Origin of the sequence: Anthropogastromicrobium sp., from assembly GCF_037349415.1 — a bacterium.
Taxonomy (GTDB): Bacteria; Bacillota; Clostridia; order Lachnospirales; family Lachnospiraceae; genus Anthropogastromicrobium; species Anthropogastromicrobium aceti.
Map to the genome: position 1 here is coordinate 19,435 of NZ_JAXWCK010000041.1, position 11,239 is coordinate 30,673.

General features: G+C 38.6%; 9 protein-coding genes. 1 reads left to right on the forward strand and 8 read right to left on the reverse strand.

The genetic code is table 11. The features are described from left to right. Positions 1 to 58: 58 nt before the first annotated feature. The 5 genes from WJP93_RS09785 to WJP93_RS09805 form a co-directional block, all read right to left on the reverse strand. Complete coding sequence (locus WJP93_RS09785) at positions 59 to 1,162, reverse strand: hypothetical protein (RefSeq protein WP_227100642.1); 1,104 nt, start codon at positions 1,160 to 1,162, stop codon at positions 59 to 61. A gap of 283 nt (positions 1,163 to 1,445) precedes the next feature. Next, positions 1,446 to 2,222 (reverse strand): hypothetical protein, encoded by a 777-nt coding sequence (locus WJP93_RS09790; protein ID WP_227100641.1) that lies wholly within the window; start codon positions 2,220 to 2,222, stop codon positions 1,446 to 1,448. A 60-nt stretch (positions 2,223 to 2,282) separates the two neighbouring features. Beyond that, positions 2,283 to 2,840: a sigma-70 family RNA polymerase sigma factor gene (locus WJP93_RS09795; protein WP_227100640.1), complete on the reverse strand. Its 558-nt coding sequence runs from the start codon at positions 2,838 to 2,840 to the stop codon at positions 2,283 to 2,285. Positions 2,841 to 2,925: 85 nt separating this feature from the next. Beyond that, the gene (locus WJP93_RS09800) at positions 2,926 to 4,332 is read right to left on the reverse strand and encodes a hypothetical protein (protein ID WP_337548019.1); all 1,407 of its coding nucleotides are present in this window, start codon (positions 4,330 to 4,332) and stop codon (positions 2,926 to 2,928) included. Positions 4,333 to 4,366: 34 nt separating this feature from the next. Further along, positions 4,367 to 5,266 carry a glycosyltransferase family 2 protein gene (locus tag WJP93_RS09805; RefSeq protein WP_227100638.1) on the reverse strand — a complete coding sequence of 300 codons (900 nt, stop codon included), beginning with the start codon at positions 5,264 to 5,266 and terminating at the stop codon, positions 4,367 to 4,369. Positions 5,267 to 5,663: 397 nt separating this feature from the next. Here WJP93_RS09805 and WJP93_RS09810 point away from each other — a divergent pair, with 397 nt between their 5' ends. Continuing rightward, the gene (locus tag WJP93_RS09810; protein ID WP_227100637.1) at positions 5,664 to 5,882 is read left to right on the forward strand and encodes a DUF1858 domain-containing protein; all 219 of its coding nucleotides are present in this window, start codon (positions 5,664 to 5,666) and stop codon (positions 5,880 to 5,882) included. A gap of 424 nt (positions 5,883 to 6,306) precedes the next feature. Here the strand turns inward: WJP93_RS09810 and WJP93_RS09815 are convergent, their stop codons facing one another. From WJP93_RS09815 to WJP93_RS09825, 3 genes are all read right to left on the reverse strand, one after another. Continuing rightward, the gene (locus WJP93_RS09815) at positions 6,307 to 7,968 is read right to left on the reverse strand and encodes an SPOCS domain-containing protein (protein WP_337548021.1); all 1,662 of its coding nucleotides are present in this window, start codon (positions 7,966 to 7,968) and stop codon (positions 6,307 to 6,309) included. Between the two features lie 123 nt (positions 7,969 to 8,091). Beyond that, entirely contained in the window at positions 8,092 to 9,036 is a 945-nt protein-coding gene (locus WJP93_RS09820) for a glycosyltransferase family 2 protein (RefSeq protein WP_337548023.1), read from the reverse strand. Positions 9,037 to 9,072: 36 nt separating this feature from the next. Next, positions 9,073 to 11,070: a hypothetical protein gene (locus WJP93_RS09825; RefSeq protein WP_337548024.1), complete on the reverse strand. Its 1,998-nt coding sequence runs from the start codon at positions 11,068 to 11,070 to the stop codon at positions 9,073 to 9,075. Positions 11,071 to 11,239 lie beyond the last annotated feature (169 nt).

Consider the following 11,239-nt stretch of genomic DNA (forward strand, 5'->3'; position numbering starts at 1 on the left):
GAATTTGTATCATTGTATACAATTATACAATTCAATTTAGATCTGTCAAGTACATTTTTTATCTCTGATCAAAATTAAGCCACTGGGGACAGTCAATCCACTCTTCCCATTCACCTGTTTCCTCATTTAATTTTCTTATTTTTCCATCTGATGTGCAATCTACATACTGTCCATCCACTCGATTTAAACTCTTGCATTCTCCATCATATGGATATTGTACGCCATCATAGGTTATAATATATGTATTTTCTTGAAGATCATTTCCCCAAAAACATCCATTCTGTTCATACCATTCTCCTGCTAATTCAATACTCCAGTCTTCTTTTTCTTTCTGTAAATCATAGCAGACAAGATAATATATCTGATCTTCCCCGTTTCTTTTTTCCAAATAATAAACATCTGTTCCTTTTATATAATCCCCACTGGTTGACCGACATTTTTCGCTAATTGTTTCAATTTCTCCTGTTTTCATGTCAATCATATAAAGATTTGAATATCCGCCATCAGAAGTTGATGTAATCAATTTATCGCAAGCTGCCTGAATATATGCTCCTTCCATATAATAAGAACTTCTTACTCTTATTTCTTCTTTGTCTTTGAGATTCAAAATCACAAGGAATCCGCTTTCTTCTTGCAAATTCTGTTCATATGATTGATCCATAAACACTAAATAATCACTATATTTTCCAAGCAGATACAAATAATTCGGTGTAACAAGATCTTCAGCAGCAGAATCTTTATATGGTTCAGAATAAATCTCTTTTATCATTCCGGTTTTTTCATCATATGCCATAATCTTATGCATTCCATCTGCTTCTACTGAATAATACAAAACCTTATCATCATAGATTAAATAATATCTGCCATTCATATATTCGCACATTAAATCTGTTGCAATCAGATTTTTTTCTTCATCAGATATTTCAAAAATTAAATTCGTTTCATATGCATAATACGTTCCAAACTCAGTATTGATTCCTTGATAAACTGCCGGAATCCAAAGTACGTCCTGTTCCTCATCATTTTCACTTGATGTTTCTTGCTCTTTTGTTGTCTTCTTATTTTCTGTTCGAATTACTGAAGCTGCTTCTGCCATCACGTACAAACTATTTTGACACAAAAATAGCATTACACAAATTAATGTTGGAAGTCTTTTTTTCATACAAATTATCCTCCATTTCGAATTAATTAACTACTCATGACCACATTGTCTACTTATAGTATATCAATCTTTTTAATTCCCGTAAATAGACAAATTATTTTTTATAATTGAGAGAGTAATTTATCTACTTATTTTTTACTTTAGAAAACTGGTGCGGGAATCCTCGGTCATTCAATAGTCAAATAGTTCACGAAGCATATTCCATGAAGTCAAATGTCCTCCATGGCTTTTAAGTCTACAACCATACTAACACAGAAATCGTTTTTGGACAATAGGCAGCTGACTAGCGAGATGAACTGAGTTCATCCCCAGCTGTCAGGGTCAACAACACGGTGATACTTTTTGCATCATTTCCGTTTTCGTCATACAAAAGTGCAGTTTGTATATAGGTTCCATTATCGTCAAACTCATACACGATTCTGGCTTGCCCTGAATAGTTTATTAGCTCATTTAGCTCTTTGCACAAATCATTAGATAATGAGTAATGCCAACTATGATCGACCTGATACAGCATTACCGTACAAATCACCTGATTCTCATATACAACTGGAAGTACATACCCCTCTGAACAGGTTTCTCCAGATGGTGTCTTATTCCATGTTTGGAATGGCTCCATGATAAAAAACTCAGCGTCATCTATGTACTCCGTTTGGCTATACGTTTCAAAATGCTCTGTCCATTCATTAGATATTGCCTTTATATACTCGACTATATCCTGTGTATACGCCGCAGGTGCCAATGCAATCTTCAAAAGCTCTTGTGTCTCTTCTGCCGTTGTTTTCATCTCTTCATCTGCTTTTGCAGTTGTTTTTGTCTGCGTATCTTCCAGCAGAACTCCATTTTGACCTGACTGCCTTTGCGGTGTGTGACCTGGCTGCAACGAGAAGAAAAAAACGCCTGCTACCGCAATTGCAATAGCTGCCACAGCTGTCACTTCTGTCACAAAAATATGCTGTCTGCTTTTCAATTGCTCCCTTCGCTTTACTGCAAAACGATCTGCTTCTGCAATCATTTCTTCGTCAATCGCATTTAATGATTTTAACAAGCTATGAACTTTCATACATTTTCCTTTCCCTGTTGTCATACTATTTCTAATCCCATATCCACTTTTCCATTTTTTTCAATGAGATTCAATTACACCCTGACAAACCAGCATTTCTTTGAACTGTTCTCTCATGCGAAACAGAGAAACCTTGACACTGCTTTGTGTCATACAAAACATGACCGCCAATTCCTTAATCGAATCTCCATACCAATATCTTCGAACAAACAATATTCTTTTATCAGAAGGCAGGCTTCTCAGATAATCTTGAATATACACTGTCAATTCCCCCTCTGACGTTTTCTGAAATGTCTCATCTGGTATAGTTTCTTCGAGTTCCTTTGTCATCTCAACCATAACACATTTTCTTTTTTTTGCTTCTCTTCTTTCCAAACGGTTCATTGCATTGCAGCGACATATCCGCATGATAAATGCCTTGAGGTGAATGGGGCGATTAGGTGGGAGCGCATTCCACAAGTCCCAGTAAGTGTCGCTGCAGCACTCTTCTGTATCCTGATAGTCAAACAGCAATCGATAGGCGAGCTGCTCCATTGTTTTTCCATATTTTTCTTTTGTCTGTATAATGGCAGACTCTTCTCTTTCCCAATAAAGCTGTATGATTTTTAAGTCCTCCATACTTTCCACCTTCTTTCTCTTTTGCTTTTTTCATCCATTGACCATTATACCAAATTGTTCTGCATTAAAGCTAATATTCACAAATTCATCTCCACCAGAATATCATCTTTTCTACTTGAGTCAATATCTGTGGATTCTGTTCCGTAAAATTTCCATCATATGGAACAAGAATAAGTAAGAGCAAAATTAATAATGTCATGACTGCAGTTATCCAGACAAAACGATTCCAGCCCCTATTTTTTGCCGTTTCACACCTAAATCCTACCGCTACAAAACAGGCAATTCCCAATAAGAAATTTACATCAAGCTGATATCTTGTCACCATATAGGGTGTATAAACACTATCGAACACTGTAATTCCTATTATTAATGCAATAAGTGTATTTATTATTGCTGTCAGATGATTTTCCTTTATTTCCTTTTTCACCGAATCCTGCAAAAAAGCTGCAATGCACCAAAAAACAGGAAATGCAAACAGAATCCCTTCATAGCTTACATATGGAAATTTTCCTTGTATTGGACTCCATGAAGCAAATTGATACACGAGTCCGTTTATAATTTTGTCTAATCTGAATCCTGCAAATAAACTATATAAGCGTTGATCTGCCACCGTTAGCTGATAGTGTTGACCAAATTCCCATATACTTCCAAATCTTGCATAGTTGTACCACATCAGCAATATAGCTGTAAGCAAACATGGAATCCCTGCTGTTAAACAGGCTTTAATACTTTTTTTCTTTGATTTTAGTTCATGCAGATACAAATAAAACAGCATAATCTGGAGTATTCCGGAAAGTGCAATAGTCGGTCGGCATCCAAATGCCAATGCCGCACACAGGAAACTTCCTGACAATTCTGCCATTTTTCTTCCATTTTTCTGCTCTGAATCCCACACCACTCTAACCATCAGGTTCAAGCTTATTATTTCCATACACACTGCTGACATGATCGCTGTGCAATATAATGCTGGTGCCGCGATTGCATACCATACACTTACAAATGATAGTACCATTGATAAGATTAAATATAGGTCAAATGGCATTTTAGGGAAAAATTTTTTTCGTAAGAAATCAAATAATGCAAAAATAGCAAGGATTGTCCCAACAGTAAAAATCTGTGTTGCTTTGTATGTAGTAAGCGCATTTCCTGTCAAAAGCTGATATGGAAGAAACAAAAGAAATACAGGAACAATTCCAAAATACATATAGTACTTTCCATTGTAAAATGCATGATCCCAATGGTAATAAATACCTAGTTCCTTCCTTGCCTGTGGATCATAGGGATTTTCCATTTCAGATAATCTTGGATCAACATCTTCATATTCAAGGTACAAATGACCATTCAAAATAGATTGTGCCATCCTCTCATATTGATCTCTATGACCCGGAATTGTTCCATTCCAAACAGGCGAAAGTGACATGGGATAAACGCTTATCACAATTGTAATTATCATGCAAATAAATCGTTTTGCATCGTTGCGTTTTAACCACATAGTATCAATTTTTCTCCTCCTATGATACATGTTTTTATATAATTTCAGAATATATTTTTTTATTTTGAAGTCTAGCTTCAGAATCCATTTTATTTTTGTAATGTATATTCTCGATTAAAACAAGCGCAGTCAAAACTTGCATTCCACTTAAAATATGTAGTAAATTTTCTCTTATATTTGAGAATTTTTTTACTCTAGCATTTTTAATTTCTATGAATCCTGCCACAAGCACTACTATTTTCCAAAGTTTTCCAGGTTTATAAAAGCAAAACATATGCAGTAACTTTTTTATTATGCTTATGCCATCTCTTATTGTGCTTAATTTTGACTGACTACCATTCGGTCGCTCCTTATACGCTACAGCAATTTCTTCTACCTGCAGATTATTTTCTAATGCATAAACTGTCAGTTCAGTTTCTATTTCAAAGTTCTGGCTCAATACTGGAATTGTTTTTGCAAAACGGTAACTCAATGCACGATACCCTGTCATTACATCTCTTACCTTCCCACCAAACAATTTTTGTACTGCCAAGCGCATAAAGCGATTTCCTGAATTATGAAATCTCCGCTTGTTTACCTTAAAGTACGTGGAACTAAGTCGATCTCCTACTACCATATCAGCATGATATTTTAAAACTCGTTCCGTCATCTTTGCCGCCTCCGACGCTGGATAGGTATCGTCTGCATCAACCAGAATGTAGCACTGTGCTTCTACCTCCTGAAACATTCTTCGCACAACGTTCCCTTTTCCTTGTTGGTACTCATGTCGAACAATTGCACCAGCTTCTTTTGCTTTTTCCACTGTTTTGTCAGTAGAATTGTTGTCATATACATATACCGTAGCTTGCGGCAATGTCTTTTTAAAGTCTCTCACCACCTTTCCAACCGTAATTTCTTCATTGAAGCATGGAATTAGTACTGCTATCTCATCCATTTTTCTCCTCCTTTCACCATTTATGTCCGATTTTATTTTCATTGGTTACATTTTTTTATAACTCAATCACAAATTTTACAAAATTCGTAACATCATCGTTACAGTTCACGGCAAAGCCCGAAGGTGAATGGATTTCACGAGACGGACACTTGAAGCAGGTCTTTCAAAGTAATGTATAATAAGAAAGAACATAAAAGGAGCCTGCGGAATTTGGTCCGTCGACGAAACCATTGCACCGAAGGGCTTTAGTAAAATAGTCCCATGAAAAGTAACCCATCATCATATCCATTCGCAAAACTGCAAAATATCCCCTTGCTTTTCTATTTGATACCCTTTATAATGAAGGTTGAGTAGACATTTTGGTCTGATTCCAAGCATTTTTTATGGAGGTTTTAATATGACACAGATTTCAAAAGATATTACAATCGGTGAACTGCTTCAGGTAAACACCGGTGTTATTCCGATTCTTATGGCCGCTGGTATGCATTGCCTTGGCTGCCCGGCATCTCAGGGCGAGTCCATAGGCGAGGCTGCTGAGGTTCACGGACTTGATCCAGATGATCTGGTTGATAAGATCAATGAGTTTTTAGCTGAGAATGCTCAGGATGCTCAGTAATACTTTTTAAGGGGCTGCGAAAAAATGAAAGTTTTTTCGCAGCCCTGTTTCTGTTGTAGATAACTCCAACTGTTTTCTTTTTGAAGTTGACAGTTTATCTTAAACAAAACACCATGGATACTGAAAATGAAATATGGAGAGCCTATCTCCATCATACCTGTTGAAATCTCCATCATTTTGGGGTAAAATGATGGAGATAAATTTAAAATGATGGAGATGGCAGGCACCATCCACGAACACAAAACCGGCTGCTTCTGATTATGTATCCGGTCCTTTCGGACCGGGTAAGATCTATCAGAAGCAGCCGGCAGTTTCGTGCGCAACCTGCGGTATCCGCCCTGCTGCGTTACAATATTATGTTATGCAATACGTCAAGAAATGTTCCTATCCTATCATTATTCTAATATTCCCTATTACAATTCTCTTATCGCACCAGAAGAAGTTTTTGTCCTGGCTTTGTGCCAAGCTCTTCTGGCGATTTTCCTTCTTTTTGCATACTGGAAGCGATCGCATTTAATGAATCTGCTTTTGTATTATCTTGATTAACCTCGCGGATTCGCTCAATGCTCATTCTATATTTTTTTGCTATTGACCAAAGATTATCACCCGGCTGTACAATGTATCCGATCATGCCTGGAAAATCATTTGGATCAATTGTCTCTCCGGTAAAGCTCACCTGATCGAGCACTGAAATTTCATGCTCTGAGAGCACAAATGTATCAAGGCTAATGACTGCGCGCACTTCTCCCTGACCTCCCGGCGCAATCATTGTTGTAATTTGTTCTAACATTGGACTTATAGTAAAACAGCTGCCCGGCGTAATTCCGCCTGCTTCAATTACATGGCTGAGTGGAATCACACCTGCCGCAGCCTGCATTGGTCGTTCATCGTTTGCCGCCAGATATAATACAGTCACATAGACAGCACCCTCCACACGAATGCCCTCTGATACAATCTCTGTACGATCAATTGACACTGTTCCTTCACTGTGGCAAATTTGGAGCATGGTGTCAGTGCTGTGAAGCGGAATCTTTTCGGTGATTCTGCACTTTGCTTTATTTTTCATCTGAAGTGTTTCTAAATGAGCCGTCTTGTAGCTTGTGTCTACTTCTTTTGTTGTCGAATAAGCGTCACAGAGCAAATGTACCTTTTCCTCAAGATACAGCTTCATATCAAGCTCCACTACTGCTTCCACATGGAATATTCGATTTTCTCCATCCTCGTCTGGATGAATACTAATCTCTTTTTTTATCAAAACTGGCTCCACCGATGGAATCATCTCATGACGGCATCCAACAAGCGGCAGTTCTCCTGTAAATGAGATCGTCTTTTCCATCCACTGCATAGGAAGCTGCTCCTGTCCTGCCTCGTAAATTACAAATAAGGCTGCCTCTGCCTGAATGAGCATTTTGTCTTCCTGAGCCTGATATTCCATACTTCTAAGACTAAGTGATTTCCATAAAAGTGACTGTGCAAGCGGTTTTCCCGGAGCTACTACTACATCATCCTCCATACGAAACGTATCCTTTTTTTGCAGCTGCAAAGACACCACTTCCATATCTTTTCCAAGTACAGCGATATCTTCTTGTCCTGAAAGCGATCTTGCTGCCTCCTCAAGCTGTGCCGATGCGGCAAAAAGTTCCGCACCAAGCACGGCACTGATATGAAGCTTTCTTGAGTTGACAACACGAATACTGATATCTTCTACCTTTGTGCGGCAGCGCACATAATCGCCCGGCTCAAGTCCTGGATAGCTCACATTTTCTTCAAATGTAAGTGCACCAGACAAATTTTTCATTCTACCAGAACCCTCTACGGCATATAAAATTTCAAAGTCGAGACGTCCTTTTATGATTACCTTTTCTGAAAGCTGGCGAAGTTCCTCCATCACGGCATCTGCCTGCTTTAGCAATACGCTTCCCACATCTGGCTTCGCATCTGGAATATTAAAATCCTCATCAAATGTGACCTGTGCACTCACTGTGTTTTTGCTCCTGCTCATATGTATCTGTTTTTTCTGCAGCTCTAACATAATCGCCTCCATATACTGATATTGGGCTTTGCCGCTTTCAGTCGGTTTTGACATGACCGACTGGCCCTATTACTAGTATATGAAGACGATTTATTTTTTATGATACCAGTGTCAAAAGCTCCAAAAGCCGTTCGTGCTTGCACTAAAGGCTTTGAGCTTGGGACCCGCAAAAACACTTTATTTACAATCTTTTTCTGTTCGCTCCTGAATCTCTGCATGATACAGTTCTAATTCAAAGTCCTGGCGATTTTTGTGAAGCATATTTTGGAGTGATATTCCAATGCCTGCCAGCTGTATTGCTGCGACTGACAAAAATCCGCTAACAATCAGTGTTGGATAGCGCGGCACAAGACCTGTTTCAATATAAGTGATTAATACTGGCACAAACATTACTATCGAAATTAGAAACAACATTATGCTTATTATGCCGAAGAAGGCAAATGGATTGTAAATACGAAAAAGACGAATCAGCGTCTTAATTACACTCCAGCCATCTAAGAAGGTATTTAGCTTTGACACGCTTCCTTCTGGACGATCACGATATGGTATAATTACATTTTCCACCTGCATACGCTTGTCAATCGCATGAATACTCATTTCTGTCTCTATCTCAAACCGACATGATAAAATCGGAAATGTTTTTACAAAACGGTAGCTAAATGCACGATACCCCGTCATGATATCGCGTATGCTTCCGTGAAAAAGTTTTGATACCATTCCCCGAACAAGACGATTGCCTATATTGTGGAACGGGCGCTTATTTTCCTCAAAATAAGTAGATGACAATCTATCTCCAACTACCATATCCGCATTGTGTTCCTGTACAAGCTTTACCATCTTTGCAGCAGATTCTGCCGGATAAGTGTCATCCCCATCTACAAGTATGTAGCAATGTGCGTCAATTTCTTGAAACATTCTGCGCACTACATTTCCCTTTCCCTGCTGATACTCATGACGCACTACAGCTCCTGCCTTTTTTGCAAGCTTCTCTGTGTCATCTGTTGAATTATTGTCATACACGTAAATGATGGCGTCAGGCAGCACACGCTTAAAATCTGATACCACCTTTTCAATTGTTTTGTCCTCATTATAGCAGGGGATCAATACAGCAATATCATCCATGTCCTCTCCTCCTTTCAAATTGGTACACTGCAAGTTTTAATAAACACATCCATATATTGATAACTGTATTCCTTCATAGTACTTTTGAAATTCAATGCCACTGTCTGTAAAAATATTAGTTGTTCCAGCCGCTATTTTTTCATCAAAATCATTTGTACTGACTATATATCTGATATTTAATTTCTTTAGATCCTCTGGTGAAAGTGTTACTTCTACATAATCTGTACTGACTAACTCAAGCATCGTCTTGCTTCCAAGTGATGCTCTAATATGGCAATACCTATTGTAGATATCTTCACATTCTCCCTCCTGATCTAACATCTCCCAGCGTGTTTTCTGAGGATATGTCTGCGTTGTATTCAGGCAATCTGCTCCTGCCATCGCAGGAATGTTAGTAGCTGGGTAGGCCATATCTGCGACAAGCCATATTGCCTTAGGATCCTCTTTTACGAGATCACGAATTTGCTGCATCGTTTCACTTTTCGTAATTTCAGGTACCCCCTTTGCAACTGGATTTATCCAAATTGATGATGCTAATACTACTGTGCATACTCCCAAAACTGCCATTGTATACTTGCTTTTTCTTGCCCGATACAGCAGATAAAAAACAACTGCTATAATTGCCCAGACAACTACAATTTTCTCTGCTGTATCAAAATACTCATATCTAAGTCCGCCTGGCTCATACTTTGTAAATCCCAAGGCTAATCTCATCGGTACAGCTGATGAAATGACAGCTGCCAATACTGCCAACCATCTTTTAGGTGCTTTTTCTTTTAATGCGACAGCTCTGACAAATAGAGTCAAGCGAAGAAAGCCTAACACCTGCGGTCCGCGATTTGAATTTACAAAACTAAGCAGCAGTATTTTGGCAAGCCATTTAGGAATACCAACACAATAGTACCATGCCAAAAACAGATTCATTCCTAGTAAAAGAATGAGTAAAGGATCCTTCTTTTTTTCTTTAATGATTACCCACAGCGCGAGTATAACTCCTGCTGGTGCAAAACAAATGATGGATGAATTTTCTACAATTAGTTCATTCATACTAAATCTGCTGACAAGCGAAATCGGGTATTTCATCATCCACCAAAGGCCTGTACCGCCTGATGACGAAGGTGCATTTCCGGGATAAACTGAATTTAATTCTGCTTTAATCACATCCCATGAGGTGACAGCAAGTACTGTAAGACCTGCTGCTGTAATCACGAAAATAAGAAGCCATGGCACCACATCAACTCGTCTTAACACATTTCTGTTAAATTTCCAAATGACAACCCACAGAAATAATGGAACAAAGCCCCATGCCACTGGCACCATCCATGTCGGGTAAAATGTCAAAACATACCCTACTGCGCAAACTGCCATACCAACTGCCACTGCGATTTTTCTTGGATTAAATGCATGTGATACCAAATAGTTACTTCCAAGCACAAAACAAGCACCGTAGATCAGCATCTCAACAAGTCCATTGATTGCAAACCACCATTGTAAAAATGGTGCAAAGCTTACACAGACTGACAACATTACAGATAATTTTTTCTGCCCATCAGTAATCAGCATTCCTAGCTCAAACCATGACAAAAACAGCACGATCATACGTGAACACCAAAACCATGAAAGTCCTCTCTCGCTTCCAAAGAAAAGATATCCCCAATAAAATGGGCGAAATAATGTCAGAATATCCCACGATGGCTGTCCATACACGAGCATGTTATCTGTCAATATACTGCCAAGTGTTTGGCTGTAGCGATTATACGCACCAAGCGTATTATATTGCTGACGAAAACAAAGCGGCGTCAATGTTCCCCACTCATCACTTCGCCAGACACGCGGTTCTCCCAAACGAATACCACTTTCGCCATCTCCCAAAAACAACTTCCAACATCCCATTGACGATCCGCTAATTTTGAATGAAACCAACATGATTAACAGCAAAAATGATAACACAAAGCGATATTTATAAATCAGCTCAAATCCCTGTTTCAAGCCTCTTTGCTTTTGTTTTTTTTCATTCATTGTTTCTTTCTCCACAACTTCTCCCTTCTTTTTAGTGTTTCCATTATCTTACCGCATCTAGGTGACATCTCTCTTACTCTTTCGTGACAAATTTGTCACTTAATTTATATCAATGATGTTGGGGTCAAAAGGTATTTTGACCCCTTTGATACCAGATTGCTACGTGCTTTGCACTCTCGCAATC